Here is a 25,272-nt window from a genome sequence, read left to right as displayed (position 1 = left end):
ATGCCCGGCGTCAGATCGCTAGTTTGGCCGGAAAGCCAGGGGCACGGAGGTCGGTGCCGACGGCATCTTCCAGCAACTTGACGATCTGGGTCGACCAGGCGCTGCCGCCATAGGCAGCCTTGCCCTGTTCGAAAATCGTATTGACGCGCGTGGCGAGGTCGAGTGGCACGCCTGACAGTTCGCCCATGGCGAGAGCGAAGCCAAGGTCCTTCAGTGCCAGATCCATGGTGAAGCCGATGTCGTAGGAGCCGTTGAGAATGAGCTGGCTTTCGGTCTCGTGAACGAAGCTGTTGCCGGAGGAGGCCACGATGGCGTGGTAGGATTGGGCGAGGTCGAGACCGCCTTGTTTGGCCAGCATCAGCGCTTCGCCGGCGGCGACAAGGTGGATGAAGGCGAGCATGTTGGTGATGACCTTGATCACCGCCGCCGACCCGATTGGTCCCATCAGGAAGGACTTCGCGCACATCGCTTCGATCGCCGGGCGATGACGCTCGTGGAGCGCCGCATCGCCGCCGACCAGCGCGGTGATCTTTCCGGCCGCCGCCAGGTGCACGCCGCCGGTGACCGGGCATTCCAGCGTCTCGACGCCCTTGGCCGAAGCGAGGGCAGCGAGGCGAAGAATCTCGTCGCGGCCATTGGTGGACATCTCGATCCAGGTGCCACCCTTCGGCAGGCCTTCGAGCAATCCACCGGGGCCGGCCAGCACCGCTTCGCTGACCTTCGGCGACGGCAGGCACGTGATCGCGTTGCCGGCCCGTGCGGCGGCGTCGGCGGGGCTGTTCGCAGCGGAGGCGCCGAGTGCAACGAGGCACTCGACAGCGGCGGGATCACGGTCGAAGACGGTCACGGAAAAGCCGTTGCGGATCAGGCTGGCGGCAAGGTTGCCGCCGAGATGGCCAAGGCCGATGAAGGCGTAGCTTTCGCTCATGGCATCAGCGGCGTCTGCATCATCTGCAGATGCAGTTCCTTGCCCGTGTAGGGATGCGCGTCGCAGACCGCCTCGTCGAGTTCGACGCCGAGGCCGGGCTCCTTCGACGGGATGACGTTGCCGTCCTGCCACTCGATCTTCTTCTTCAGCAGCGTGGCGTGAAACCCGTCCCACTGCTTCAGCGATTCGAGGATGAGGAAATTGGGCAGCGTCACCGCCAACTGGATGTTGGCGGCACCGACGATCGGTCCGCAGTAGCAATGCGGGGCGATCTGGATGTGGTAGGCCTCCGCCATGGCGGCGATCTTCTTGGTTTCCAGGATGCCGCCCGAGCGGCCGAGGTCCGGCTGCAGGATGGTAGCGGCGCAGTTCTCGATGACGCGAGCGAACTCGAATTTAGTCGTCAGCCGTTCGCCGGTGGCGATCGGGATCGAGGTCGCGCGGGCCACTTGGGCCATGACCTCTGGCATGTCAGGCGGCACCGGCTCTTCGAACCAAAGCGGATCATAAGGCTCGATGGCGCGCGCCATGCGTAGCGCGCCGGAGGCGGTGAACTGGCCGTGTGTGCCGAACAATATGTCGGCGCGCGTGCCGACCGCCTCGCGGATCGCCTTGACCATACGGGTGGACAGGTCGATGTCGACAAGCCGCGGCTGGTGGCCGTCAAAGGCGGTGTAGGGGCCGGCTGGATCGAGCTTGACGGCGTTGAACCCCTGCTCGACATATTCGAGCGCGCAGGCGGCGGCGAGATCGGGATCGTTGTAGACGTTCTTGCCGTGCGCGTCCTCGGAATGGACGCTGCCGGTGTGCGGGTAGAGATAGGTGTAGGAGCGCAGCGTCTCGTGCACCTGGCCACCGAGCAGTTTGTAGACCGGCTTGTCGGCCTCCTTGCCGATAATGTCCCAGCAGGCCATCTCCAGCGCCGAGAAGCAACCCATGCCGGACACATCGGGACGCTGGGTGAAACCCGAGGAATAGGCGCGGCGGAAGAAGTTCTCGATGTCGTGCGGATCGCGGCCGACGAGATAGCGCTCGGCCATGTCCTCGACCATCCTCGCCGTGACATGGGCCGAGAAGGTGGCGTTGTAGGCCTCGCCATAGCCGACCACGCCGCCGTCTGTGGTGAGCTTGACGAAGATGAAATACTTGCCGCCGATGCCGGGCGGCGGGTTGCCGACAACCCAGGTCTTGACGTCGGTGATCTTCATCTTTGGTCCTCCAGAACCAACTCGGCGCCCTTCCAACCGGTCATGATCGAGGCGGCGTTGGTGTTGCCGGTGATGTTGTCGGGAAAGATCGAGGCATCGATGACGCGCAAGCCTTCGATGCCGTGCACCTTGAGACGCGGATCGACGACGGCGCGCGCGCGATCCGGCCCCATGCGGCAGGTCGACACCGGGTGATAGACGGTCCCCGAGCGCTTTCGGAAATCCTGTATCAGATCGGCGTCGGAAGTGATCGACGGACCGGGCAGGACCTCTTCCTCGATGATCTCGGCCATGGCGGGCATCGAGGCGATCTTGCGCACGAATTTCACCGCTGCCAGCATCTCCTCGACATCGGCATTGGTGGAATAGGCATTGGCGACAATTTTGGGGTAGTCGCGCGGGTTGCTGGAGCGGATCATGATCTCGCCACGGCTCGACGGGCGGCAATTGGACAGGCCGATGGAAAAGCCCGGCCATGGATCCGGCGTCAGGATCGGGCGCTCGCCGCTCTTGGGAATGACGGTCGAGAAGGCCTGGAAATAGAGCTGCATGTTGGGCCGGCTGGCCGCCGGGTCGGTGCGGAAGAAGCCGCCGGCATTGTTCATCGACAGCGACAGCGGGCCCGAACGCGTCAGGATGTATTGCATGCCGACCAAGAGCTTGCCCCACCACGGACGCAGGATCTGATTGAGCGTCGGCAGCCGGCCCTTGAAGGTATAGTTGATGCCGACATGATCCTGCAGATGCGCACCGACATTTTGGTTGGCGTGAACGACGGGAATGCCCAGCCCTCCAAGCAGAGCGGACGGGCCGACGCCGGACAGCTGCAGCAATTGCGGCGAGTTGACCGAACCGCCCGACAATATGACCTCGCGGCCGGCACGCGCCGTCTTCGTCTCGCCGTTCTGCAGATATTCGACGCCAACGGCGCGCATGCCCTCGAACAGGACCCTGGTCGCCAGCGCGTTCATCTCGACGCGGACATTGGCGCGCCTCATTGCCGGGCGCAGGAAGGCGCGCGCCGCCGACATGCGGCGGCCGTTGCGGGTCGAGATCTGGTAGACGCCGACGCCTTCCTGGACGGCACCGTTGAAATCCGGGTTGAGCGCCAGGCCGGCCTGCTGGCCGGCAGCGAGATAGCGCCTGGTCAGCGGGTGGACGGTGTCGGCACAGTCGGTGATGTGCAGCGGTCCGCCGAGCCCGCGCCATTGGTCGGCGCCGGCCTGGTTGTCCTCGAGCGCCTTGAAGGCGGGCAACAGGTCGTCATAACCCCAGCCGGGATTGCCGGCGTCGCGCCAGGCGTCGAAATCCTCGCGCGCGCCCCTGATCCAGACCATGGCGTTGATCGAGCTCGAGCCGCCAAGCAGCTTGCCGCGCGGCCAGTGGTCGGCATTGCCGGCAAGGCCCGGGTCCGGCTCGGCCTTATAGTTCCAGTTGACATCAGGATCGAAGAAGGTCTTGCCGTAGCCGAGCGGCATCTGCACGTAGAAGCGGCGGTCGGTGCCGCCGGCCTCCAGCACCAGCACCGAAAAGCGGCCGGAGGCCGAGAGTTTGTCGGCCAGGACCGAGCCGGCCGAGCCGGAGCCGACGATGATGAAATCATAGGTCTGCATGATGGGTCTGCACGATTGGTTTGGGCGGCGCCGGAAATCTGGCGCAGCCTAGACGCCATGGGTTCACCGCGTCGCCGTGCCTTCCGGCATCAGTTGTGAAAAAAGCGACCGTCGAACTGGTCGGGTTTGCGGGGATTCGCGACAATCGCGCTTGATATGCACCGGCTCGACGGCCTATGCGTGGCATTACTTTGGCGCATGATTTTTTCCGAAAACTCTGCAACTTTTCGGAATCATGCTCTGGCCAATCTGCGGAAGGCAGGAAATCATATGCGGACCCTTCCTGACGCGTTCATTCCCGAACTTCCGGGCCACTACAGCGGCAAGGTCCGCGAAAACTACGACCTGGCGGATGGCAGGCGCATCATCATCGCCACCGATCGCCTCAGCGCCTTCGACACCATCCTGACTTCGATCCCGTTCAAGGGAGAGATCCTCACTCAGACGGCACGGTACTGGTTCGAGGAAACCGCCGATATCTGCCCGAACCATGTCCTGGAATATCCCGACCCGAACGTCGTCGTCGGCACAAGGCTCGACATCCTGCCGGTCGAGATCGTCGTGCGTGGTTATCTGGCTGGAACCACCAGCACCTCGATCCTGACCCGCTACAAGCGCGGTGATCGCGATATGTATGGGATGCGCCTGCCGGACGGCCTGCGCGACAATGAAAAACTGGCGGAGCCGATCATCACGCCGACCAGCAAGGCTTCGCACGGTGGTCATGACGAGCCCCTGTCCAAAGTCGAGATCCTTGAACAGGGCCTGCTCACGAAGGCGCAGTGGGATACTGTATCGGACTATGCCTTGCGGCTGTTCGCCCGCGGCCAGCAGCGCGCCGCCGAGCGAGGTCTCATCCTCGCCGATACGAAATACGAATTCGGCACCGACAAGAACGGGACCATCATTCTCGCCGACGAGATCCACACGCCGGACAGCAGCCGGTACTGGATCGCGGCGAGTTACGAACAGGCGCTCGCCAGCGGCAGCCGGCCGGAGAGCTTCGACAAGGATTTCATCCGCTCGTGGGTCTCGGCCCGGTGCGATCCTTACAAGGACCCCATACCTGAAATACCGGACGAGATCGTCGAACAAGCTTCGCGGGTCTACGCGCAGGCTTATGAGGCAATCACGGGCAAGGAATTCTCTCCCGACCTTTCCGGGGACAGCGTGCTCGATCGCATTCGCTCGAACCTTGAGCGTTATTTTTAGCAGTCACGTGAGCCTTCGCCGGGGGCAGTCGGCAGAGGCGCGTTGACCTGTCGGCGCCATGACGTTACGGGATCGAGGGCAACCGGTCTCGAAGGATTTTCCCCATGGTGCACTTTGCGGATGGACGGCCGATCGGAGACCTGACGTTGCGCACGCTGGCCATGCCTTCGGATGCCAATGCAGCCGGCGACATCTTCGGCGGCTGGGTGATGGCGCAGATGGACCTGGCCTGCGGCATCCGCGCTGCCGAGCGCGCCAAGGGCCGGGTGGTGACGGCGGCGGTCAAGGAAATGTCTTTCGCCAAGGCGATGAAGATCGGCGACACGCTGTGCATCTACACCCATGTCGAACGCGTCGGCCGCACCTCGATGACGCTCAAGGTCGAAGCCTGGGCGCAGCGCTATCTCTCCGATCTGATGGAAAAGGTCACTCATGCCGATTTCGTCATGGTGGCGTTGGACGGCGAAGGCAAGCCGAAAGCGGTTCCTGCCGAAGGCTGACGGAAGCCGGTCCTCCCACGCTCAGGCAAGGATTTCAGGCATGCATGCCGTCGAATTTTTCACGTGCGGCCCGCACGCGCGCGGTGTTCCTGCGCGCCCATTCACCAAGCGCGCTGACCGGGATCAGCAACTCGTGACCGAGCTCGGTCAGTTCGTAGTCGACACGCGGCGGGATGGTCGGGTAGACGGTGCGGGTGACGAAGCCGTCGCGCTCCAACCCACGCAAGGTCGTGGTCAGCATCTTCTGTGAAATGCCGCCGACGGCTGCGCGCAATTCGTTGAAGCGCAGCGGTCCGTCGCCCAGCTTGCCAACCACCAAAACGGTCCATTTGTCGCCGACGCGCTGCAGGATTTCAGAGATGGCGCGACAATCCTCGGTGCGGTGCGGGTGCCTCAGTAACAAAAAGGTGCCTCCTTGCGTCGGGAGTTGACAGTATCTCATATAGCGCCGGTATCTAAATGATACCAGCTTTTACTGAATGGAGAGCCCCCATGTCAAAACCCAAAATCGCCATCGTCATCGGTTCGACACGCGCCGCGCGTTTCGCCGACGTGCCGACCGAATGGATCGCCAAGATCGCCAAGTCACATGCCGACATCAACGTCGAGATCGTCGACCTGCGCGACTTCCCGCTGCCCTTCTTCGACGAGGTCGCATCCTCTGCCTGGGTGCCGTCGACGAATGAAGTGGCACAGCGCTGGCAAAAGAAGGTCGCCGAATTCGATGGCTTTATCTTCACGGCCGCCGAATACAATCATGGTCCGACGGCCGTGCTGAAGAACGCCATCGATTACGCGGCCAACGAATGGAACAAGAAGCCGGCCGGGTTTGTCGGCTATGGCAGCGTCGGTGGTTCCCGCGCCGTCGAGCAGCTCCGCCTTCATGCGGTCGAATTGCAGATGGCGCCGGTCAAGTCCGCCGTCCATATCGCCTGGGGCGATTTCCTTGCCGTCCGCCAGGGCGAGAAGAAGCTGGAAGATCTCGAGCATCTGAACCAAGCCGCTACCGCTCTGGTCAACGATGTTGCGTGGTGGGCCAAGGTGCTCAAGGCAGCGCGTCAGGCCGATGCCGTTGCCGAGGAAGTCAGGGCGGCCTGACCGCCGGTTCGAATTATCCTCCCAAGGATACGGGGCGGCGCTTGCGCCGCCCTTTTCAATTGTCAGAGGCGTGCGCCTCCCGCGCCTGTCTTGACCGGACGATGCGGTCGGTGAGCGATCCGCCTCGTTGAGTTCGTCCGCACGGTGCCGACCCCATTGGCAGAGCGCCAGCAGGACCTGAAGGCGATGATCGGCCGCAACCAGTCGCTGAAAGGCTTCGCACTGCTGCCGTTGCTGTCTCCGACGTGCTGAGAACCAGCCTGTCCGAGCTGTTCCAACTGGCGGTCAGCGGCCGGCTTCGGGCAGCGATCAGCGGCTGCTTCCGGCTCTACCGGGCCGGTGAAGTGCACCGGCTGCTTGAGGAGCGCTGCTCGACTGGGAAAGTGGTGCTGGTGCCTTGGCGGCGCGGCGGACATGACGTCAATCGGGATTGGACCTCCATATGCGCGGTCCTGCCATCTGGTCCCGCCCTTTGCCTTGAGATATCCGGCTACAATCCGTCACATGAGTTGAAGCCGTGAAGACATCCAGCCTGACCGGCGCCGTTTCCCCGATGATCCCGGTGCTGGTCTGCGCGCTCGGGATCTTCCTGCTGTCGGGGATGGACGCGGCGATGAAGACGCTGGTCATTGCGGTGGGCGTCTATAACACGGTGCTGTGGCGCAGCATGCTGGCGACCGTGGTCGCGGGTGCTGCCTGGTCGACAGGGCCGCGCTCAAAGCCAACCTTTCCGGTGCTGAGGCTGCATGCGCTGCGTGCCGCAATTGTCGGCATCGTTCTGATATCCTTCTTCTGGGGTCTTGCCAGGCTGCCGCTGGCGGAGGCGATCGGGCTCAGCTTCGTGGCGCCCTTGTTCGCCCTTTTCCTCGCTGCGCTGCTGCTGGGCGAACGAATCCGGCGCCAGGCAATCTGGGCATCGTTGGCCGGCATCGCCGGCGTCGCGATCATCATGGCCGGCCAGTTCGGGCATGCAAGCACTACGCAGGATGCCGTGCTTGGCACGGCGGCGGTCCTCGTATCAACGGTGTTCTACGGCTACAATCTGATCCTCGCCCGGCAACAGGCGCAGTTGGCCAAGCCTATCGAGATCATGTTGTTCCAGAACCTTTGCGTTGCAATCATCCTCGGTCTCGCGGCACCTTGGCTCGCCGTCGCCCTGCCGACTAATCTTTGGCTGCCGCTGGCCGGGGTGACGGGGCTGTCACTTGCAGGGCAATTCCTGATGAGCTGGGCCTACGCCCGCGCCGAGGCGCAATATCTGATCCCGACCGAATACTCGGCCTTTATCTGGGCGGTCGCGCTTGGCTGGTTCTTCTTCGGCGAGGAGGCGACCTGGCCCACGCTGACCGGAGCATGCCTGATCGTCGCCGGCTGCCTGATCGCCGCGCGGGCAAATCCCCGGCTTGCCGAACCAATCGAAGCGGCGGTTTGAGGACGCATGTCCGTCCGCTCGGGACTCCGCCTGCGCGTCATTCCGGAAGACCGGCCTTGCGGAAGCCATCAACGAAATGCTCCTGAATGGCGGCGTCGCGAAATGGTTCCGTCATCACCCAGTGGCGGGTCGTGAAATGCGGGTTGCTGATGAGGAACATTTCGACCTCCGCGCGCGCCTCGTCGAACCGGCCGAGTTGTGCAAGGCTTGCCGCAAGGAAACGGCGTGAGCTTGTGCGATAGGTTTCGTCCCGGCGCAGGGTTTCGACAGCAGCTTCATATTCACGCGCCGCATATTGCGCCGCGCCGAGCGTCAGATAGTACCAGCTTGCGGGAAACGGGTTCAGCCGGAACGCCTTGCGAATGTGCTCCAGGCCCTCCTGGACCCGCCCGGCGAGGACCGCGATGTCGGATAGTGTCGCCCAGGCGTCGGCCTCGTTCGGATCTAGCTCGAATGCTTTGGCGAATTCCGCATCCGCCTCGGCGAAGCGGCGTTCATAGGCGAGCAGGTTGGCAAGGACCCAGCGGCAGCCGGCATCGTTGGGATCGATCGCCACGGCCTTGCGGGCCAGCTCCAAAGCAACACTACGGTTGGGCTCGATGGGTTCGCCCCAATGCACCCATCCCATCCAGTGGTTCATGGCAAGCCAGCGATAGGCCTCGGCGTAGTCCGGATCGAGGGATACCGCACGCATGAGCATGAGGTGCGCTTCCCGCGCCGTCTGCGGCGAATCATCGATCAGCTTGCGCGCCCGCACGCAGAGGTCGTAGGCCTCGAGATTTTGGGGCCGGTTGCGCGGCAGCGGTGCGCGCAGCCGGCCAAGCAACGCCTCGACGATTTTTGCCGTGACCTCGTCCTGAACGGCAAAGATATCCTCCAGGCTCCGATCGAAGCGTTCCGCCCATAGATGTTCGCCGCTCACCGCATCGACCAACTGGGCGTTGATGCGCACGCGATCCGCGGCGCGTCTCGCACTACCTTCCAGCAGGTAGCGTACGCCAAGATCCCCGGCGATCTCGCGCACGTCCATCGCCTTTCCCTTGTAGGCAAAGGTCGAGTTGCGCGCGATGACGAACAGGCCGGAGATCCTTGAAAGGTCGGTGATCAGGTCCTCGGTCAACCCATCCGCGAAGGAATCCTGCTCGGGATCGTTGCTGAAATTGATGAAGGGCAGCACGGCTATCGACGGTTTGTCGGGCAGCGGCAGAGGTCTTCGCTTCGCGCCGCCGAGCTGTTCGACGACGCCCGTGAAGCGGTAGCCGACGCGCGGAACGGTGGATATCCATTCGCCGCCATCGGCTGCCGGACCAAGCAGCTTGCGCAGTTGTGCGACCTGGACGGTGAGATTGCCTTCCTCGACGGCCGTCCCCGGCCACGCCGCGTCCATCAACTCGGCTTTGCCCAGGACTTGACCGGGCCGTCCAACGAGTGCCGCAAGCAGACTTAGCCCGCGGTAGCCAATGGCAACGGGAACATCGTTCCGAAGCAGCGTACCCGCACCCGGATCAAGCACGAACGGACCAAAGGCAAAACGCGATCCCTGCATAGGGCGCATCTATAGAGCAATTCCAGGAAAAGTGTGAAAGGGTTTTCCCGGGAAAAGCGCATGGCGCCTTTCCTTGGGAAATTGCGTCAAAACAAAGGGTTATAGCAGTTTGCTGGTTCCGTGAACCGGTGAACTGTTCTAGCCGGTTTGGAAGTTTTGAGAACTATTTGGGAGGGCTTAATTACGGCGCTGTCCGTATCGCGCAGAATTCAACCTCATTTCGATCGAGAACCCCTGGGCCCTCAAATCACATGGAGGTTGCCATGACCAATATCCGTGCCTCGGCCCCGCATCCCACAGCGCGGCCGGGAACGTCCGTGGGGCCGGAGTCGCGCCGGCTCCTGACGACCTTGCGAAGTATTATCACGACCCTGCGCGAGCGGAGCTGGCGCGAGCGGATACGCTTTCGCTGGCAACTCAGGCAAGTGTCGAACGACAATCCCTATCTTATCGACGATATCGGTCTGACGAAACGGGAGGTCGAGGAAGAGATCGCCAAGCCCTTCTGGCGACCATAAAGCGAATGCCGCACATCGCGTTGACGCTCAGCGCACCGCCTCGCGCTGAGCGCCGGGCAGCCGGGTGGCGATCAGCTTGTCGATGCGGCGGCCGTCGAGGTCGACCACCTCGAAGCGCCAGCCCTGCGCATCGACGCATTCGCCGGTCGCCGGCAGGTGGTGCATGTGTGCCAGCACATAGCCGGCGACCGTCTCGTAGTCGCGGTTTTCCGGCAGGTCGATGCCGAGAATGTCGGCCATCTCGTCGGCTTGCATGTAGCCGGCGAGCAGCCATGAGCCGTCCTCGCGCTTGACGGCATTTTCCTCGTCGCCGGCATCGGTATCCGCCCGGAACACGCCGGTGATGGCTTCAAGGATGTCGGCCGGGGTGACGATGCCTTCGAAATGGCCGTATTCATCATGCACCAGCGCCATCGGCACGTCGGATTCCTTGAGCTTCTGCAGCACATCCAGTGCGTCGGCCTGGTCATAGACGATGGGTGCGGCTTGCACATGCCTGCGCGGATCGAGCACGAGGCCGGCAAGCAGCGCCGCCAGCACGTCTCGCGTCTGGACGACGCCGACCATGACATCGACGCCGCCGTCGCCGGCGGGCAGGCGCGAATGCTGGGTCTCCATCAAAAGCTTGCGGATGGCCGCCTCGTCGGATTGCAAATTGATCCAGTCGACCTCGGTGCGCGGCGTCATCACCGCGCGCACGGCGCGGTCGCCAAGCCGCATGACGCCGGCGATCATGCGCCGCTCGTCGGATTCAATGGTGCCGTGATGCTCGGCCTCGGCAACCAGCATCTTGATCTCCTCGTCGGTGACCTTCTCCTCGCTTTCGCCGCGCTGGCCGAGCAGCCACAAGATGGCGCGGCCGGAAAAATCGAGCAGGAAAACCAGCGGTGCCGAGACAGTGGCGAGGATGGTCATGGCGGGCGCCGCTCTTGCGGCCACCCGTTCAGGGTCACGCAACGCGATCTGCTTGGGAACCAGCTCGCCTACGATCAGAGAGAAATAGGTGATAATGGCGACGACGATGCCGACGCCGAGCGGATCGGCAACGGCCTCACGTATGCCGGTCGTGGCCAGGAACTGCGCCAGCCGCTCGCCAAGCGTGGCGCCGGAAAAGGCGCCGGAGAGGACGCCGACCAGGGTGATGCCGATCTGCACCGAGGACAGGAACTTGCCGGGATTCGAGCCAAGCTCGAGAGCGCGGCCGGCGCCATTGATGCCGCGGTCGATCATCGCTTTCAGCCGAGCCGGCCGCGACGAGACGATGGCAAGTTCTGACATCGACAAAAGGCCGTTTACGCAGATGAGGACGAACACGGTAGCGATTTCGACGTATAGCATGACCGGTCAATAGCATTGCGGCGCGGTGTTCGAAAATAGTCCGGCGTGGTTTTTGCGGAATGACCGGTATTTCGGTCAGGCGTCGGCCCCTCGCACCCAGCCAAAACGCAGGCAGTCATGATGAACATAGACCAAGGTCGTCCGTTCGAACCAGAAGCCCGGGCGGGTTTTCAGGACCTGATCGATGTGATGGAGCAGCGCCTCGGCTTCCGAGATATGCACAGTGGGCTCGATGTATGTGCCTTCCTGTTCGAATGAGGCGAACAACAGCGACGCTCTTTAGGCGCCGGATCGAACCAGGCCGCGCGATCTACTGTTTGAGTATGCCGACGATCGCCTCGCCATCCGTGAAATAGGGATCGCCGCCGCCATTGCGTCCGGTGGTTGTCGCGCCGATGCCAGATATGTCACTGGTCGAGACCAGTGTGCCGGCGGTGGCCAGGTCGCGCATCAGGAAATCGCGCTCGGCATCGATGTCGGGGCCGATATGGTGGGTGACGGCGCCGGTATCGCGGCTGAGGCCAACGCCGCGATCGAAGCTGGCCGATCCCAGCCACAGCGGCCGGCCATCATCGCCTGCAGCATCGGTCTGCCAGAAGCGGACATGATGCCGGCGATCGGCGCTGCCGCCAACCGGCTTTTCGAAGGCGAGATCCTGGGCGCGGCCGCCGAACAGCAGCCGGCTGACCGGCGCATCGGGGTAGGGGTGGTCGAACAAAACGCTCTCGCCGATCTCGATTGCAGTCTTCAGGGTCACGGCGTCAGCGGTGTCCCAACCGGCGACGGCGAAGGCATGGACCACCTCCTTCCGCGTGCCGACAAGGCCGACATTGATCGGGTCGCCAGGAATACCTTGCGGAGTGTGCGTCACCATCTCGAAACGCTGGGTGCGAAAGCCGCGATCGCGGAACGTCCAGAACTCGGGCGCCGCGAAATAGGCGAGCGCCAGATAGCCGGCCAGCAAGGCCACCATCCAGATCGTGATGCGTCGCCGAAGACTTCGTTGGCTCATGAAGGAGGCTCAAACGTCCGGCATCACATTAGGCGGTGCGTGGCACTCCCGCAAAGGATACCCGGCATCGATCTACCGGCAGGCGCGATAACCGTTCTTGCGGTTCTTGATGTCGAAATGAAAATGGTTGCGGTGGTCGTAATTGTAGCCGGGGCCGAGCACGGTGGTGAAGTACTGGCAGCCGTCGGCGCGCACATTGTTCAGGAAGCCGCGGGTGCGGAAGGCAAACAGGCCGGGCTTGCGCACGTCGATGTCGTCGCCGTTGTTGAGCTCGATGCTCATGACGTCGAGCGCGTTGCCCTTGCCATGTTCCGACAACACGCCTTCACCCGCGATGTTGCGGCAGGAATAGCTGGAACCCTGGTGGATGGTCTTGACGCCAGAGAAATAGCGCCAGCGGGCGGAGGGGACGAGCTCATTCTTTGTCCAGCCGGCAAAGGTGGCGGCCATGTCGCAGGTCAGCGTCGCGGCTGGCTTCATCTGGATGTTGCCGATGGCCGAGACCTTTACGGGATAGTCGATGCCGCACTGGCCTTCATGGATCGGCGCCAGGTCGGTGAAGGCGACGTCGAGGCGCCTCAATTGCTGGCGGCAGTCGGTTTCACTGGCCGGCATCTGCTCGACCGGCGACATCGGCTCGTCCATGCGCGGATAAGCGGCCTGCGTCATATAGGGATTGGAGGGAACGAGCTTCTGCAGGCCGGTGTATTGCGGCACGGTTGAAGTCTGGGAGCCGACGTCGACAGCCGGTTCAAGCGATAGCACGCTGCCGGTGTTGCAGGCGGAAACCGCCACAAGGGCAAGGCCGGCGGCCAGCCTGCCGGCTGCCGCGCACATGCGTCTCGACTGCCGTACGGCGGCAAATATCCCGGCCATCAGCGGAATCCCTGTCCCAGATGTCCGGCATTTTAACCATCAAGGGTAAAGGAAAACTCAGCGCCTGCGTTCATGCCTGCGGCCGAATTGGGGCACGCGGTCCGGCCAACCACGCTCACTGACAGAACGTTCCGCCATGCTGTCTAGGCTCGAGATCGAGATGGAAGTGCAAGGAATGATCGGCATCGCTGCCCGGTCCGAGCACGGTCTTGAACGGTCCGCAGGCCGCCTTACGCACGGCGTCGAGGAATTTGGCGTCCTTCTCGGGTGGCGCCGGACCGACTTCGATCTTCTTGCCATCCGACAGCGTGAAGCTGGCGATATCGAGCGCGTTGCCGAAGGCATGTTCGGACAATTTTTGTGTGCCGTTGCGTGGCCGGCAGACAAAGGCCGATGCCTGGTCGATCGATTTCAGGTCGGCACCGAATTCGGCTTTCGCGGTCGGCTGGATCACGTCGGCGGCAAAACGGGCAGCCGCCTCGGCCATCTTGCAGTTCAGTTCGGGGTCGGGGCCGATATCGAGGGACTTTCCAAGCGTCTTCAGCACGATCGGATACGGAATCGAGCAGCCGATTTCGGGGTTGCTTTCCGCCTTGCGCTCCTCGAATTCGACGCCAAGCGTCTTCAGCCGATCGCGGCAGGCGACTTCCTCGGCGGGCATCTTGGCGTCGGGCAGATCGGCCGAGCGCGGGTCGGGCAGCATCTTGTTGTCGCCTGCATCGGCCGGCTTTTGCGGTGGCTGCGGGGCGACGGTTGGGGGCTCAACATCGGGCGCTTTTTCGGTGTCAGGTTTCTGTGTCGGCGTCGGCGCAACGGCTGGCAGCTCCGGCTCGCCTTCCGTATCGGTTGACGGCTCTGTGGCCGACGGCTCTGGGCGTGCCTGCTTTTTCCGATGGGATTGTTCTTCATTGAACCGGTCGGATGCTCCGGTGGTCTTCGGCCCTTCCGTCTTTTGCTTTTCCGGCGCCTCAGTGTCCGCCGGGCGTGGTTCGGGCACAGGAATGGGACTGGGCAATGGAATACCTGGCCCGGGTAGCACCGGAACATCGGCAGGCGAGGGCCGCGGAGCCTGAGTCTCCTGTTGTGTCTGGTTCGGTGTGTGCTGCCTGTGGCGCCGCGGTTTCAGGCGCAGTCCGCCCCGCGGCTTCAAGGGCTGATCGACCCGCTGTGTCAGCGGCTGGTCCACCCGCGGGGTCAGCGGCTTGGCAGGTCGATGGCGATGCCGGGCGTCTGCCGACACCACCGGCAAGGCCGTGATGGCCATGATCAACGCAATTTTGCATGTTCGGGAAAAGACAGGCGACCCCATCACCATCAACGGCGCCGACGCAAGGAGGTTGCTTGCGCCGCATCACGAACGGTAACCGCCTCGTTACGCGCCGATCGCTTCCAGCCCTTCCTCCAGCCAGTCGGCGAGAAGCGGCATACCAAGCAGGTATTTTGCGGTGCGCTTGTTGGCGCGCTCTCGCGCGGTGGCAAGCGCGTCCGCCCATTCCGTGGCGTCGTAGTCGCCGCGACCGACCCAGGCCAGCGCAATCAGTTCGGCGGCTTCATCGACATTGAGGTCGTTGATCAGTTCGCGCAGCTCTTCCTCGGTGAGGTCTTCGGAACTTTCCTCGGCAAGGCCGTCATGATGATGGCTGGCATGGGACTCGCCATCGAGTTCGACCTCGTGTTCGGCGCCATCGGCATAGTCTTCATTCACGGCGGCACTCAGCGCCTTGGCCTTGAGAATGAACAGGCGCACGGTGTCGGGGCCAATCGAAAGCTCCCAGTCCTTTTCAAGCCGCCGCTGCACGAGCAGTCTCCCAGTGCCGAAATCCTGGCCGATGATAGCGGATTTGCGGCATCCGTCACCTGATGTTCTGCGGCACGCATTTTTCCGGGATGAAATGCGCACCGTCCGGCGTTAGTGTTGCATTCTCACCCCTCCAGGAGGCTTCGATGCATAAAAGAATGCTGATCCAGGCTGCGACTGCCCTTGTCGCGCTGCAGTTCCTTGCCGTTCCGGCGTTTGCCGCCGGCAGCGGTGGCGACACTAATACGACCACCCAATGCAAGAAGGGCATGGTCTGGGACAAGCAGAAGAAGAAGTGCGTCGCGCCCCAGGAAGGCATGCTGGACGACGACAGCATCTACTATGCCGGGCACGACCTGGCGATGGCCGGGCGTTATGATGAGGCGATTGCCGTGCTCAGCCTCGCGGCCAACAAGCAGGATCCGCGCATCCTCAACTATCTCGGCTATTCGCACCGCCACTCCGGCCGCGTCACCGTCGGCCTCGGCTATTACGAGGAAGCGCTGCGCATCGATCCCAACTATACGCTGGTGCGCGAATATCTCGGCGAAGCGCATCTGCAGATCGGCGATCTGGCCGGCGCCCAGCAGCAGCTGTTGGAAATCGAGAAGCGGACCGGCAAAGGTTCGCGCGAATACGGCATGTTGGCCGAGCAGATCGACCATTTCATGAGGAGTTGAGACGGCCTCAAGGGCTCTTCGAAGCGACCGCGAGCAATCGCGGTCGTTTTTTGTGGCCCTCACTCCCGCTGGCCGCCCCCCGACTGATGAAAGCGGGGATGATTTTTGCAAAACCAATTTTTGGGCGTGAAAAACGCGCGAATATTGCTATATTCAGGGAAATTGCGGTGACACGGTTCCGTTGGCTCGAGGCTGCCGGACCGTTTTCTTTTTGTACTCATCGACGAGGCTTCCCCCGAAACGCGGGGGTGGCAGCAGGAAAGGCAGGCATTATGAACAAGGTCCCGATGACAGGCGAGGGTTTCGCGTCATTGAAGGAAGAACTGCGCTGGCGCCAGCAGGAAGAGCGGCCGCGCATCATCGAGGCGATCTCCGAAGCGCGCTCGCATGGCGACCTGTCCGAGAATGCCGAATATCATGCCGCCAAAGAGGCGCAGAGCCTCAATGAGGGCCGTGTCAACGAGCTTGAAGACTATATCGCGCGCGCCGAGGTGATCGACGTGAGCAAGCTCAGCGGCGACAAGATCAAGTTCGGCGCCACCGTGGTCCTGGTCGACGAGGACACCGAGGAAAAGAAGACCTACCGGATCGTCGGCGACCAGGAAGCGGATGTGAAGTCCGGGCGTATCTCGATCTCGTCGCCGATCGCCCGCGCGCTGATCGGCAAGGAAGTCGGCGACGCCATCGAGGTCAACGCGCCTGGCGGTGCCAGGGGCTATGAGATCGTCCAGGTGCAGTTCATCTAGGACCTTTGATAATTTTACTCTGGCGGCCGACTAGCGCGGCTTTCTGCGCTTCCGGTGCTCACGTGCTTTAAGTACGCTCCGCTCCGGTTCTCGAAGAACCACGCTATTCGACTCGCCAGAGCGAATTCTGAAAGGTCCTATGCCGGCGCTTGTGATTTAAGTGCCGTTAGCCTCTCTGCCTCCGCCACCACCTCCGCCGGAATCACACTCTCCCCAGGCGCTGCCAAAAGCGTCGATGCATAGGGCCCGCGCGGGCCAGTGAGGCCGGGCTCGGTTGCCAGGAACACCGCAACCGTCGGCAGGCCGAAAGCGCTGGCGAGATGGGCCAGGCCGGTGTCGGCGCCGATCACCAGCGTCGAGCGGCCGATGATGGCGGCGACTTCGGCCAGCGGCGATTTCGGCACCACGACCGTTGACGGCACGGCTTTGGCGATCGCTTCGGCCACGGCCTTCTCGCGCTCGTTCGACCAGGTGGTGACCGGCGCCATTCCCCGCTCAACCAGCAGGAGGGCGGTTTCGATCCAATACTGGACGGGCCATTTCTTGTCTTCGCGGCTGGTGCCGTGCAGCAGGAAGGCAGTTTTCCCGGCGATGCCGGCCAGAGTGCCGGCCGGCGGCACAATTCCGGAATCCAGCGTCGAAAGATCGGGCTGATAGCCGAGCGCCAGCCCGAACAGTTGCCGCGTCCGTTCGATGGCGTGCAGGTTGCGCCACACGGGATAGGCGACGTCGTAGAACAGAGTTGCCGACGGTTCGCGCGCGCTCGAGCGGTCGAAGCCGGCAATCGGAGCGCCGGCTTGTCTTGCAACCAGGGCCGATTTCAGCAGGCCTTGTGCGTCGATGACCAGATCGTAGCGGCACTCGCGCAAGGTTCGGCGCAAGGCGGCGGCCTCGCGCCAGGTGCCGCCGTCGAACGGCGCCTTTCGCCAGCGCCGGATCGCCACCGTGTGAATTCTGTCGATCGCCGGGTGCAGCGCCACGATGCTGGCGAACGCCTCTTCGACGCACCAGTCGAAGGTCACGTCCGGCCGGTTAAGGCTGGTATCCTCGACGGCCGGAAAAGTATGGATGACATCGCCCATCGAGGATGTCTTGACGATGAGGACCTTCATACAGCGGCCGGGATTTCCAGCAGGCGGTCCGCCGCCGCCGCGACCTGGCCGACTTCAAGCGTCTTCAGGCAGTTGAGGTGGCCGAGCGGGCAGATTTTCTGATGGCAGGGCGAGCATGACAGGCCAAGCCAGACCAGTTCCCGGTGCTCGGCCAGCGGCGGCGTGTTCTCAGGCGAGGTCGAGCCATAGACGGCCACGATCGGCGTGCCGACGGCAGCGGCGACATGCATCAGTCCGCTGTCGTTGGACACCGCGAGCCTCGCGGCAGCGATCAGGTCGATGGCGTCCTCCAGGCGCGTCTGGCCGGCGAGATCGACGACGCCAGGGGCGAGTGCGGCGATCTCCGCCGTCACGTCGCGGTCGTTTTTCGAACCGAACAGCGCAACCTTCAGGCCCTTGCCCATGAAGCCGCGGGCAAGCCCGGCATAGCTTTCACTCGGCCAGCGCTTGGCCGGGCCGAATTCGGCACCAGGCATCAGTGCTGCGAATTTTTGCGGCGTCAGCCCGAAGCGATCGAGCAGGTCAACCTGGTTTTTCGTGTCCACGCTCAGTCGAGGCGCCCGGAAACTACCGCCTTGGGCGATGCCGAAATAGGCCTGTGCGGTACGTCGTTTGACGCTGTCGGGCAGCGGTACGATGTCGGTCAACAGGCCATAGCGCATTTCGCGCAGATGACCGACACGGCGCGGAATGCGGGCAAAGAACGGGATCAGCGCCGATTTCCAGCTTCCCGGCAGGACAAAAGCCATGTCATAGCGGCCCTGCAGCAGGCGGCCGAAGCGGCGACGATGCGTGAATTCGAGCGCACCGGGTTTGAGCGGAAAGTCGATCTGCTGGCGGATTTCGGGCATGCGCTTGACCAGCGGTGCGGCCCATGCCGGCGCCAGCACATCGATGGCGGCGTTGGGATGCAGCTCCTTCAGCGCCGAAAACAGGCACTGCGCCATCACCATGTCGCCCACCCAGCGTGGACCGATCACGAGGATCGTTGGGCTCTCAGCCATTCGACATAGTCTCTGACGCCGGTTTCCACTGTCCGGAATTGGCCATTGTAACCGGCCGCGCGCAAACGTGACATATCAGCTTGCGTGAAGCTCTGGTAGCTGCCCTTGAGATGGTCGGGGAATTCGATGAACTCGATCTCGCCCTTGCCCAGCGTGTCGATCACCGTTTCGGCGATGGCGCGGAAGGGCTGGGCGCGGCCGGTGCCGCAATTGAAGATGCCGCTCAGATCCCGCTTCCATAGCCACAGATTGACGTCGGCGACATCGCCGACATGGATGAAATCGCGGCTTTGTTCGCCAGGCCCGAAGCCGTCATAGGCGCCGAACAGTTTCGGGTTTTCGCCCCGTTCGACCTGGTTGACCAGGTGGAAAGCGACCGACGCCATGGCGCCCTTGTGCGCCTCGCGCGGCCCATAGACGTTGAAATAGCGCAGGCCCGCGACCTGTGAATGGTCGGTATCGAACACCGTTCGCCTGACATAGTCGTCGAACAGCTTCTTGGAATAGGCGTAGACGTTGAGTGGCCGCTCGAGCGCCGGGTCCTCGCGAAACTCCGCGCCGCCGCCGTAGACGGAAGCCGAGGAGGCGTAGAGGAAGGGCACGCGCAGTGCCTGGCTTGCATGCAGCAGCCGCTTGGAAAAGGCATAATTCACCTCCATCATGAACTTGCCGTTCCACTCGGTGGTGGTCGAGCAGGCGCCTTGGTGGAAGACGGCCTCGATGCGGCCGAGTGAACCTGCCTCCATGCGGGGCAGGAAATCATCCTTGTCTAGATAGTCGGCGATCTGCAAGTCGGCGAGATTGGCGATCTTGTGGCCGTCGGTGAGGTCGTCGACGATAAGGATGTCGTCATGGCCTTCCGCATTCAGAGCTGCGACGATGTTGGAGCCGATCATGCCGGCGCCGCCCGTGACGATGATCATGTTGCTGGCCCTGTACGCGTTTCACTTGCCGATTCCGGCCCTTATAGGGGAGGCAGGGTGGGCTGTCGATAAAGCAGGCGTGGTCGCCAGATCTGTCATTTCTTAGGCTTGTCCGTTTTGTCTATTTTGTCTATTATGTGCAAAACGGAGTGGCCTATGAAACGCTATCCATCGACCGATCTGAAACAGAATCTTGGAGACGTGCTCGCGGCTGCCAGCCAGCAGCCTGTCTCCATCACTCGTCACAACAAGCCGAGATACGTCCTGATGAGCATAGAGACCTACGAAGCTCGCTTCGTCAACGATAGCCGCCGCGTCTACGCGACCGAAGACGCGCCACCCGAACATGTCGAGATGCTTGAAGAATACATGGCGGAATTGGATCGTGATTAGACCCGTCGCCGCCGACGTCTGGAGATTCCCATATCTGTGGTATCGCCAACACGGAGACGGCGAGACCGAAGGCCGCAAGACACGGCCTGTCGCCTTCGTGGCCATCATTCCATAAGAAAATCATGTCCGCTTTTATCGCGGCTGTCCGTACGGGCCAGTCCAAAGCCATCCCGCGCGCGGACTGACCCGACAGGACAAAGGCATGATCGTGAGGGACCAATAATGCCGTCGACCGAACTGCTCCTGGCGTTTTTCGTCACCACGGCGATCTTCGCCTACATCCCCGGCCCCGCCATGCTCTATGCCGCTGCGCAGACGATGGCGCGTGGCCGCTGGTCCGGCCTTACTGCAGCCCTTGGCATCCATCTGGGCGGCTACGTGCATGTTTTCGCCGCTGCCGCCGGTCTGTCGGTGCTGTTTCACGCCGTGCCGACGCTCTACATGGCGGTCAAGCTGGTCGGCGCGCTCTATCTGATCTGCCTCGGCGTCTCGCTGTTTCGCAAGCGTGTGGAGGGCGATACGGCGCTGCCCGCTATCGAGCGCAAATCGGCACGACGTGCCTTTTTCGAGAGCATCACCGTCGAGGTGCTCAATCCCAAGACGGCGATCTTCTTCATGGCATTCCTGCCGCAGTTCATCGATGCCTCGGCGGCGTTTCCGGTCTGGCTGCAATTCATCGTGCTGGGCACGACAGTCAATTTGATGTTCTCGTCGGCCGATGTCGTCTGCGTGTTCCTGGCCGGTGCCGTGATCGGTCGCTTGCGACGTTCGAGCCGCGCACAGCGGCTGATGCAGCGGGCCGGCGGCGCGGTGCTGGTAGGGCTGGGCGTCCATGTCGCCCTGCAGAAGAGCTGACCGCCTGGGCCGTCGCGATCATGCCCTGCCGTTGCGCTGCATGGAATTGCGGTATATCGGCTTCGCCGTGACCGACCGACCTCGCAATCCGAGCACTATGACCTATCTGAGATCGACTTTTCCCGCGCGCCGCAGATGACATGATCAAGCACAATCCGCCTTCTCCCGAGCCCCTGCACCGCGCCATTGCGCGATTCGGCCAGACCACCGTGCTGGTGGTCGGCGACTTCATCCTCGACCGTTTCGTCAATGGCGTCATTGAGCGGATTTCTCCGGAAGCGCCGATCCCGGTGCTGCACGGGCGCGGCGAGACCTCGACGATGGGCGGCGCCGGCAATGTCGTGGCAAACATCGTTTCGCTCGGTGCTACCGCTGTTCCCGTCTCGGTAATCGGCACCGATGTGGCGGGTGACAGCCTGCTGCGGATGCTTGGCGAGCTTGGCGCCGACACGACCGGCCTGGCGCAGGAGCGCGGCCGCATGACATCGTCGAAGAGCCGCTTCAGCGCGCTCAACCAGCAGGTGTTGCGCTTCGACGAGGAGGAGGTCAAGCCGCTGGATGCTGCGGAGCGCGCCGGCCTGATACGGCATTTCCGCGCCGCACTGACGCGCGCCGACATCGTCATCCTGTCAGATTACGGCAAGGGCATCCTGCTCGACGGCGTCGCTGCCGACCTGATCGCCATCTGCCGCGAGGCGGGAAAGCCGGCGCTGGTCGACCCGAAGGGTCGCGACTATGCGCGCTATGCCGGGGCGACCGCCATCACCCCGAACCGTAAGGAACTTGGCGAAGCTGTAGGCCACGCGGTGTTTGCCGATGACGAGATTGTCGGCGCGGCACGTCAGCTGATTTCGGCGCACGGCTTCGACTTCGTCGTCGCGACGCGCAGCGAAAAGGGCATGAGCGTGGTCGGTCCGACCGAGGCGCGCCACATCGCGACCCAGGCGCGGGAAGTGTTCGACGTCTCGGGTGCCGGCGACACGGTGATCGCCAGCTTCGCGCTGGCGTTGGCCGCAGGCGCCGACACCGTCATGGCTGCATCGATCGCCAATGCCGCGGGCGGCGTCGTGGTCGGAAAACGCGGCACCGCGCGACTGACCGTCGAGGAACTCACCGGCGCACTGTTCCGCTCGCATGGGCCGACCGCCCACAAGGACGCCATCCTCGATGCCACATCGGCCGCACGGATGGTTGCGGCGTGGAAGGATGAGGGCTTGAGCGTCGGCTTCACCAATGGCTGCTTCGACATCCTGCATGCCGGCCATGTCAGCCTCTTGCACGCCGCGCGCAGCCAGTGCGACCGGCTGGTGCTCGGTCTCAACAGCGATGCCTCGGTGCGGCGCCTGAAGGGCGCCGGGCGTCCGGTCAACGACCAGCACGACCGTGCCTGCGTGCTCGCTGCGCTGGCTTCGGTCGATGCGGTCGTGGTGTTCGAAGAGGATACGCCTTTAGCGCTGATCGAGGCTCTGCTGCCCGACATACTGGTCAAGGGCGCCGATTACACGGTCGACACCGTCGTCGGCGCCGATGTGGTGCAGAAGGCCGGCGGACGCGTCGTGCTGGTCGATCTCGTCGCGGGCAAGAGCACCACCGGCACCATTGGCAAATTGCGTGCCGGCGGCATCACCAACTGAGGTTTTCATGTCTGATCTGAACGACTACCTGGTCCGTTCCGTGGCTGCGATCTCCGCTATGGTCGAGCGCGACCTGACCAGCGAGATGGAGAGTGCGGCGAGCGCCGTGGTGACGGCGCTTTCCTCTGGAAAAGCTTTTCTGATTGCCGGCAATGGCGGCTCGGCGAGCGACGCCATCCACATCGCCGGTGAACTGGTCGGCCGCTTTCTCAAGGAGCGCAAGGCCTATAATGTCATCGCACTGCCGGCCAATGCCGCCGTGCTGACCGCCTGGGGCAATGACTATGGCTTCGACACGGTGTTTGCGCGCCAGGTCGAGGCGCATGGCGCGGCCGGCGGTGTGCTTCTGGCAATCTCGACCAGTGGCAACTCGCCGAGCATCCTCGCCGCAGCCGAACAGGCGCGGATGATGGATATGACGGTGATCAGCCTGACCGGCGACACCGGCGGCAAGCTGAAGTCGCTGACGGACATCCTGCTCAACGTGCCGTCGACCTCGACGCCGATCATCCAGCAGGGGCATCTGTGCCTCTATCACCATCTGTGCGAGGTCGTCGAAGCGCGCCTCAGCAATGGCTGACCCCGCGACGTCCGGCCGCTATCCGCTGGCGGAGCCCGGCCTATGGGTCGAGCGGGTCGGATCGAGGGTCTTCTCCGCAGGCACGCCGGCGCTGTTCCTCGACCGCGACGGCACCATCAACCTCGATACCGGTTATCCTGACGATCCCGGCGAAATAGTACTGCGCGAGGATATCGCCGCAGTGATCGCCGCTGCCAACCGGGCCGGCATTCCCGTCGTCATCGTCACCAACCAGTCGGGCATCGCGCGCGGCTATTACGGTTGGGCCGATTTCGCCGCCGTCAATGGCCGCGTGCTCGAACTGCTGGGTGCCGAAAATGCATTCGTGGATATGGTCCTCGCCTGCGCTTATCACGAGGCGGGCTCCGGCCGGCTCGCGGCCGCCGACCATCCGATGCGCAAGCCCAATCCGGGCATGCTGCTGGAAGCGGCCAAGCATCTCGGGCTCGATCTGCAACGTTCGCTGATCGTGGGCGACAAGCCGGCCGACATGGAAGCGGGACAGCGCGCCGGGCTGTCGCAGGGCTGGTTGGTCGACGGGCAAGCGGCTGTTCAACCGGATTTCACCGTCAGGTCCTGGCGCGATCATGGGGATTTCGACGGACTGCTCGCCGCGATTGCGGCACTCGGCGCCGTTTCGGGCGAGCCGTGACGGCTCACACCGGATCGTTGTCTCGCGACGCTTCGTAAAGCTTGGCCTCGGTGGCGAACGAATACACCATCACCATCATCGAATAGACGAAGCCGTGCCGGCCGCACAGGAAGTAGCGCTTGGCCAGATAGAACTTCAGGAAGTTGCCGAACGGCGACAGCACAAGTTTCACGAGGCCAGGCTTCTTGCCTTTTTCGATCAGCGTGGCAACCTTGAGGCCGGAATAGGTGTTGGCCCTTGCCAGGTCCTCCGCGACGGTCATTTCGCGGCGATGCAGCAGCACGCCATTTTCAATCGTGCCGGTTTCGCCCGGCACCTCGAACGATTCATGGACCCGCAAGTTGAGGTCCATGGTGGCCTTGTCGCGGCGGAAAAGACGCAGCAGCCTGTTGTGCAGTACCCAGCGGTGCGCGTAGCCATAGCCCTTCAGCTTGTCTCGGCGTCTTATGTACCATCCGTCGAAGGCGTCATTGCGAGGCTGCGTCACGTCGATGATCGACTGCCTGAGCAGGTCGTCGATGGCCTCATCGGCTTCAATCGAAATGCACCATGGCTGCGTGGCCTGATCTAGCGCGAATTGCCGCTGGCGTGGAAAGCCCGGCCAATCATTGTGAAACAGCCTTATAGGGTAGCCCTTGGCGATGAACTCCTGAACAACATCCAGGGTGCTGTCCGTCGAGCCTGAATCGACGACGATGATCTCGGCGCAGAAGTCGACGCTTTCCAGGCACTGGCCGATCATGTCGGCTTCGTTCATGCAGATGATGAGCGCCGAAACGGGGCTAGCAAATCGAGTCATGATCTCACCCCGCGGCACCCTGTTCTCGGAAATTGCGCTGCTTGCGCCATCTCTTTTTTAGCAATCCCGGACGGAAACCGTTACACATTTTTCCCGGAATTGCTCCATGAAACCCACCAGAGCGGGCACGGCAAAACGATCCGGCTTTCTACACGAGAGGCTATCGAACGCCAAAGCGGCCCTGGTGTGGCGAAGCCGAGAATTCGCATCGCCGTTCGACCGACTCAAGGCTGTGCGAACGAGACCAGCCCTTCGTCCTTGACCCGGCGGATGGTGAGCGCGGTGCGCACCGTGTCGACATTGGGGGCAGAGGTCAGCTCCTCGATGACGAAGGTCTGGAAGGCGCCGAGGTCGCTCGCCACGCAATGCAGCAGGAAATCGGATTCGCCCGACACCATCCAGGCGTCGCGCACGATCGGCCAGCCTCGGGTGCGCTCGGCAAAGATGCGCAGCTCGGCGTCGGCCTGATGATGAAGGCCGATCAGGCAAAAGGCGACGACATCGAGACCGAGCGCCGGCGCGTTGAGCAAAGCGCGGTAGCCACGGATGATGCCGGCTTCCTCCAGCCGCTTCACGCGGCGCAGGCATGGCGGTGCCGAAATACCGACGCGGCTCGATAGTTCGACATTGGTCATGCGGCCGTCGCCTTGCAGCTCGCGCAGGATCTTCCAGTCGATGGCGTCGAGGTCGGCCTTGAGCGGCATGAGGGCTCTCGAGAAGTCAGTGGCAAGACGCAAGGATCTTGCGTGATTTCGTAATTAAACGACTTCGCTGTCCATTCCATCCCTTGCCCGGAATATTTCGCAGGTTCAGAC

The 25,272-nt window shown here is 62.9% G+C and carries 29 protein-coding genes; 13 read left to right on the top strand and 16 right to left on the bottom strand.

The annotated features are described in order from the left end of the window. Window positions 1-10: 10 nt before the first annotated feature. From NKI20_RS05250 to NKI20_RS05240, 3 genes are read right to left on the bottom strand one after another with little or no spacing between them, the layout of a single operon-like run. Complete coding sequence (locus NKI20_RS05250; RefSeq protein WP_352828926.1) at window positions 11-928, bottom strand: NAD(P)-dependent oxidoreductase; 918 nt, start codon at window positions 926-928, stop codon at window positions 11-13. After that, on the bottom strand, window positions 925-2,136 hold the full coding sequence (locus NKI20_RS05245) for a mandelate racemase/muconate lactonizing enzyme family protein (protein WP_352828925.1): 1,212 nt from the start codon (window positions 2,134-2,136) through the stop codon (window positions 925-927). The genes NKI20_RS05250 and NKI20_RS05245 overlap by 4 nt, the downstream gene beginning before the upstream one ends. Next, the gene (locus NKI20_RS05240; RefSeq protein ID WP_352828924.1) at window positions 2,133-3,749 is read right to left on the bottom strand and encodes a GMC family oxidoreductase; all 1,617 of its coding nucleotides are present in this window, start codon (window positions 3,747-3,749) and stop codon (window positions 2,133-2,135) included. Before NKI20_RS05240 ends, NKI20_RS05245 begins: the two co-directional genes overlap by 4 nt. Window positions 3,750-4,019: 270 nt before the next feature. On the opposite strand from NKI20_RS05240, the gene NKI20_RS05235 reads away from it, so the two are divergent. Continuing rightward, a complete protein-coding gene (locus NKI20_RS05235; protein ID WP_352828923.1) occupies window positions 4,020-4,961 on the top strand; it encodes a phosphoribosylaminoimidazolesuccinocarboxamide synthase in 942 nt (313 codons plus the stop codon). Window positions 4,962-5,065: 104 nt separating this feature from the next. Next, window positions 5,066-5,461 (top strand): acyl-CoA thioesterase, encoded by a 396-nt coding sequence (locus tag NKI20_RS05230; RefSeq protein ID WP_352828921.1) that lies wholly within the window; start codon window positions 5,066-5,068, stop codon window positions 5,459-5,461. A 34-nt stretch (window positions 5,462-5,495) separates the two neighbouring features. Here NKI20_RS05230 and NKI20_RS05225 read toward each other — a convergent pair whose 3' ends face one another. Further along, complete coding sequence (locus NKI20_RS05225) at window positions 5,496-5,864, bottom strand: winged helix-turn-helix transcriptional regulator (protein ID WP_023761258.1); 369 nt, start codon at window positions 5,862-5,864, stop codon at window positions 5,496-5,498. Window positions 5,865-5,953: 89 nt separating this feature from the next. Between NKI20_RS05225 and NKI20_RS05220 the strand changes: the two genes are divergently transcribed. The 3 genes from NKI20_RS05220 (at window position 5,954) to NKI20_RS05210 (ending at window position 7,991) form a co-directional block, all read left to right on the top strand. Then, window positions 5,954-6,559 (top strand): NADPH-dependent FMN reductase, encoded by a 606-nt coding sequence (locus tag NKI20_RS05220; RefSeq protein ID WP_352730120.1) that lies wholly within the window; start codon window positions 5,954-5,956, stop codon window positions 6,557-6,559. 245 nt (window positions 6,560-6,804) lie between these two features. Next, window positions 6,805-7,080, top strand: coding sequence for a zinc-binding dehydrogenase (locus tag NKI20_RS05215; protein WP_352828919.1), 276 nt, complete (start codon window positions 6,805-6,807; stop codon window positions 7,078-7,080). A gap of 32 nt (window positions 7,081-7,112) precedes the next feature. Next, complete coding sequence (locus tag NKI20_RS05210; RefSeq protein ID WP_352829036.1) at window positions 7,113-7,991, top strand: DMT family transporter; 879 nt, start codon at window positions 7,113-7,115, stop codon at window positions 7,989-7,991. 37 nt (window positions 7,992-8,028) lie between these two features. On the opposite strand, the gene NKI20_RS05205 is transcribed toward NKI20_RS05210, so the two are convergent. Next, entirely contained in the window at window positions 8,029-9,546 is a 1,518-nt protein-coding gene (locus NKI20_RS05205) for a winged helix-turn-helix domain-containing tetratricopeptide repeat protein (protein ID WP_352828917.1), read from the bottom strand. A 254-nt stretch (window positions 9,547-9,800) separates the two neighbouring features. Between NKI20_RS05205 and NKI20_RS05200 the strand changes: the two genes are divergently transcribed. After that, on the top strand, window positions 9,801-10,055 hold the full coding sequence (locus tag NKI20_RS05200; RefSeq protein WP_352828915.1) for a DUF1127 domain-containing protein: 255 nt from the start codon (window positions 9,801-9,803) through the stop codon (window positions 10,053-10,055). A gap of 27 nt (window positions 10,056-10,082) precedes the next feature. On the opposite strand, the gene NKI20_RS05195 is transcribed toward NKI20_RS05200, so the two are convergent. From NKI20_RS05195 to NKI20_RS05170, 6 genes are all read right to left on the bottom strand, one after another. Beyond that, window positions 10,083-11,393 carry a hemolysin family protein gene (locus NKI20_RS05195; RefSeq protein ID WP_352730114.1) on the bottom strand — a complete coding sequence of 437 codons (1,311 nt, stop codon included), beginning with the start codon at window positions 11,391-11,393 and terminating at the stop codon, window positions 10,083-10,085. A gap of 75 nt (window positions 11,394-11,468) precedes the next feature. Continuing rightward, window positions 11,469-11,660: a hypothetical protein gene (locus NKI20_RS05190; RefSeq protein WP_023761266.1), complete on the bottom strand. Its 192-nt coding sequence runs from the start codon at window positions 11,658-11,660 to the stop codon at window positions 11,469-11,471. A 43-nt stretch (window positions 11,661-11,703) separates the two neighbouring features. Then, window positions 11,704-12,405 carry an LssY C-terminal domain-containing protein gene (locus NKI20_RS05185; RefSeq protein ID WP_352828912.1) on the bottom strand — a complete coding sequence of 234 codons (702 nt, stop codon included), beginning with the start codon at window positions 12,403-12,405 and terminating at the stop codon, window positions 11,704-11,706. A gap of 72 nt (window positions 12,406-12,477) precedes the next feature. After that, complete coding sequence (locus NKI20_RS05180; protein ID WP_352828910.1) at window positions 12,478-13,281, bottom strand: extensin-like domain-containing protein; 804 nt, start codon at window positions 13,279-13,281, stop codon at window positions 12,478-12,480. Between the two features lie 115 nt (window positions 13,282-13,396). Next, on the bottom strand, window positions 13,397-14,467 hold the full coding sequence (locus NKI20_RS05175) for an extensin-like domain-containing protein (protein WP_352829034.1): 1,071 nt from the start codon (window positions 14,465-14,467) through the stop codon (window positions 13,397-13,399). 186 nt (window positions 14,468-14,653) lie between these two features. Next, window positions 14,654-15,079 (bottom strand): DUF3775 domain-containing protein, encoded by a 426-nt coding sequence (locus tag NKI20_RS05170; protein ID WP_023761271.1) that lies wholly within the window; start codon window positions 15,077-15,079, stop codon window positions 14,654-14,656. A gap of 146 nt (window positions 15,080-15,225) precedes the next feature. Between NKI20_RS05170 and NKI20_RS05165 the strand changes: the two genes are divergently transcribed. Together NKI20_RS05165 and greA are read left to right on the top strand one after the other, a co-directional pair. Next, complete coding sequence (locus NKI20_RS05165; protein ID WP_352828907.1) at window positions 15,226-15,759, top strand: tetratricopeptide repeat protein; 534 nt, start codon at window positions 15,226-15,228, stop codon at window positions 15,757-15,759. A 272-nt stretch (window positions 15,760-16,031) separates the two neighbouring features. Continuing rightward, entirely contained in the window at window positions 16,032-16,505 is a 474-nt protein-coding gene (greA, locus tag NKI20_RS05160) for a transcription elongation factor GreA (RefSeq protein WP_013530066.1), read from the top strand. A gap of 137 nt (window positions 16,506-16,642) precedes the next feature. Here greA and waaC read toward each other — a convergent pair whose 3' ends face one another. From waaC to rfaD, 3 genes are read right to left on the bottom strand one after another with little or no spacing between them, the layout of a single operon-like run. Further along, complete coding sequence (gene waaC / locus NKI20_RS05155; protein ID WP_352828905.1) at window positions 16,643-17,617, bottom strand: lipopolysaccharide heptosyltransferase I; 975 nt, start codon at window positions 17,615-17,617, stop codon at window positions 16,643-16,645. Then, complete coding sequence (waaF, locus tag NKI20_RS05150) at window positions 17,614-18,621, bottom strand: lipopolysaccharide heptosyltransferase II (RefSeq protein WP_352828903.1); 1,008 nt, start codon at window positions 18,619-18,621, stop codon at window positions 17,614-17,616. The genes waaC and waaF overlap by 4 nt, the downstream gene beginning before the upstream one ends. After that, complete coding sequence (gene rfaD, locus NKI20_RS05145) at window positions 18,594-19,544, bottom strand: ADP-glyceromanno-heptose 6-epimerase (RefSeq protein WP_023761276.1); 951 nt, start codon at window positions 19,542-19,544, stop codon at window positions 18,594-18,596. Before rfaD ends, waaF begins: the two co-directional genes overlap by 28 nt. A 156-nt stretch (window positions 19,545-19,700) precedes the next feature. On the opposite strand from rfaD, the gene NKI20_RS05140 reads away from it, so the two are divergent. The 5 genes from NKI20_RS05140 (at window position 19,701) to NKI20_RS05120 (ending at window position 23,658) form a co-directional block, all read left to right on the top strand. Then, window positions 19,701-19,937: a type II toxin-antitoxin system Phd/YefM family antitoxin gene (locus NKI20_RS05140; protein WP_352828900.1), complete on the top strand. Its 237-nt coding sequence runs from the start codon at window positions 19,701-19,703 to the stop codon at window positions 19,935-19,937. A 222-nt stretch (window positions 19,938-20,159) separates the two neighbouring features. After that, window positions 20,160-20,792, top strand: coding sequence for a LysE family translocator (locus NKI20_RS05135; RefSeq protein ID WP_352828898.1), 633 nt, complete (start codon window positions 20,160-20,162; stop codon window positions 20,790-20,792). A 140-nt stretch (window positions 20,793-20,932) separates the two neighbouring features. After that, window positions 20,933-22,426 carry a D-glycero-beta-D-manno-heptose-7-phosphate kinase gene (gene rfaE1, locus NKI20_RS05130; protein ID WP_352828896.1) on the top strand — a complete coding sequence of 498 codons (1,494 nt, stop codon included), beginning with the start codon at window positions 20,933-20,935 and terminating at the stop codon, window positions 22,424-22,426. 7 nt (window positions 22,427-22,433) lie between these two features. Next, window positions 22,434-23,006, top strand: a complete 573-nt coding sequence (locus tag NKI20_RS05125; protein ID WP_352828894.1) for a D-sedoheptulose-7-phosphate isomerase — start codon at window positions 22,434-22,436, stop codon at window positions 23,004-23,006. Further along, a complete protein-coding gene (locus tag NKI20_RS05120) occupies window positions 22,999-23,658 on the top strand; it encodes an HAD family hydrolase (RefSeq protein ID WP_352828892.1) in 660 nt (219 codons plus the stop codon). The genes NKI20_RS05125 and NKI20_RS05120 overlap by 8 nt, the downstream gene beginning before the upstream one ends. A gap of 4 nt (window positions 23,659-23,662) precedes the next feature. Here the strand turns inward: NKI20_RS05120 and NKI20_RS05115 are convergent, their stop codons facing one another. Together NKI20_RS05115 and NKI20_RS05110 are read right to left on the bottom strand one after the other, a co-directional pair. Next, window positions 23,663-24,457: a glycosyltransferase family 2 protein gene (locus NKI20_RS05115; protein ID WP_352608501.1), complete on the bottom strand. Its 795-nt coding sequence runs from the start codon at window positions 24,455-24,457 to the stop codon at window positions 23,663-23,665. Between the two features lie 224 nt (window positions 24,458-24,681). Next, complete coding sequence (locus tag NKI20_RS05110; protein WP_023761283.1) at window positions 24,682-25,161, bottom strand: Lrp/AsnC family transcriptional regulator; 480 nt, start codon at window positions 25,159-25,161, stop codon at window positions 24,682-24,684. Window positions 25,162-25,272 lie beyond the last annotated feature (111 nt).

Source organism: Mesorhizobium sp. M0830, assembly GCF_040319965.1.
Lineage (GTDB): Bacteria > Pseudomonadota > Alphaproteobacteria > Rhizobiales > Rhizobiaceae > Mesorhizobium.
This window is presented reverse-complemented; position numbering and strand designations above follow the sequence as displayed.

Excerpts from the sequence above, each read along its gene's own strand:
- NKI20_RS05250 (WP_352828926.1), bottom strand. The coding sequence starts at position 928 with ATGAGCGAAAGCTACGCCTTCATCGGCCTTGGCCATCTCGGCGGCAAC.
- NKI20_RS05245 (WP_352828925.1), bottom strand. The coding sequence starts at position 2,136 with ATGAAGATCACCGACGTCAAGACCTGGGTTGTCGGCAACCCGCCGCCC.
- NKI20_RS05240 (WP_352828924.1), bottom strand. The coding sequence starts at position 3,749 with ATGCAGACCTATGATTTCATCATCGTCGGCTCCGGCTCGGCCGGCTCG.
- NKI20_RS05235 (WP_352828923.1), top strand. The coding sequence starts at position 4,020 with ATGCGGACCCTTCCTGACGCGTTCATTCCCGAACTTCCGGGCCACTAC.
- NKI20_RS05230 (WP_352828921.1), top strand. The coding sequence starts at position 5,066 with ATGGTGCACTTTGCGGATGGACGGCCGATCGGAGACCTGACGTTGCGC.
- NKI20_RS05220 (WP_352730120.1), top strand. The coding sequence starts at position 5,954 with ATGTCAAAACCCAAAATCGCCATCGTCATCGGTTCGACACGCGCCGCG.
- NKI20_RS05210 (WP_352829036.1), top strand. The coding sequence starts at position 7,113 with ATGATCCCGGTGCTGGTCTGCGCGCTCGGGATCTTCCTGCTGTCGGGG.
- NKI20_RS05205 (WP_352828917.1), bottom strand. The coding sequence starts at position 9,546 with ATGCGCCCTATGCAGGGATCGCGTTTTGCCTTTGGTCCGTTCGTGCTT.
- NKI20_RS05200 (WP_352828915.1), top strand. The coding sequence starts at position 9,801 with ATGACCAATATCCGTGCCTCGGCCCCGCATCCCACAGCGCGGCCGGGA.
- NKI20_RS05195 (WP_352730114.1), bottom strand. The coding sequence starts at position 11,393 with ATGCTATACGTCGAAATCGCTACCGTGTTCGTCCTCATCTGCGTAAAC.
- NKI20_RS05185 (WP_352828912.1), bottom strand. The coding sequence starts at position 12,405 with ATGAGCCAACGAAGTCTTCGGCGACGCATCACGATCTGGATGGTGGCC.
- NKI20_RS05180 (WP_352828910.1), bottom strand. The coding sequence starts at position 13,281 with ATGGCCGGGATATTTGCCGCCGTACGGCAGTCGAGACGCATGTGCGCG.
- NKI20_RS05165 (WP_352828907.1), top strand. The coding sequence starts at position 15,226 with ATGCATAAAAGAATGCTGATCCAGGCTGCGACTGCCCTTGTCGCGCTG.
- greA (WP_013530066.1), top strand. The coding sequence starts at position 16,032 with ATGAACAAGGTCCCGATGACAGGCGAGGGTTTCGCGTCATTGAAGGAA.
- waaC (WP_352828905.1), bottom strand. The coding sequence starts at position 17,617 with ATGAAGGTCCTCATCGTCAAGACATCCTCGATGGGCGATGTCATCCAT.
- waaF (WP_352828903.1), bottom strand. The coding sequence starts at position 18,621 with ATGGCTGAGAGCCCAACGATCCTCGTGATCGGTCCACGCTGGGTGGGC.
- rfaD (WP_023761276.1), bottom strand. The coding sequence starts at position 19,544 with ATGATCATCGTCACGGGCGGCGCCGGCATGATCGGCTCCAACATCGTC.
- NKI20_RS05140 (WP_352828900.1), top strand. The coding sequence starts at position 19,701 with ATGAAACGCTATCCATCGACCGATCTGAAACAGAATCTTGGAGACGTG.
- NKI20_RS05135 (WP_352828898.1), top strand. The coding sequence starts at position 20,160 with ATGCCGTCGACCGAACTGCTCCTGGCGTTTTTCGTCACCACGGCGATC.
- rfaE1 (WP_352828896.1), top strand. The coding sequence starts at position 20,933 with ATGATCAAGCACAATCCGCCTTCTCCCGAGCCCCTGCACCGCGCCATT.
- NKI20_RS05125 (WP_352828894.1), top strand. The coding sequence starts at position 22,434 with ATGTCTGATCTGAACGACTACCTGGTCCGTTCCGTGGCTGCGATCTCC.
- NKI20_RS05120 (WP_352828892.1), top strand. The coding sequence starts at position 22,999 with ATGGCTGACCCCGCGACGTCCGGCCGCTATCCGCTGGCGGAGCCCGGC.
- NKI20_RS05115 (WP_352608501.1), bottom strand. The coding sequence starts at position 24,457 with ATGACTCGATTTGCTAGCCCCGTTTCGGCGCTCATCATCTGCATGAAC.
- NKI20_RS05110 (WP_023761283.1), bottom strand. The coding sequence starts at position 25,161 with ATGCCGCTCAAGGCCGACCTCGACGCCATCGACTGGAAGATCCTGCGC.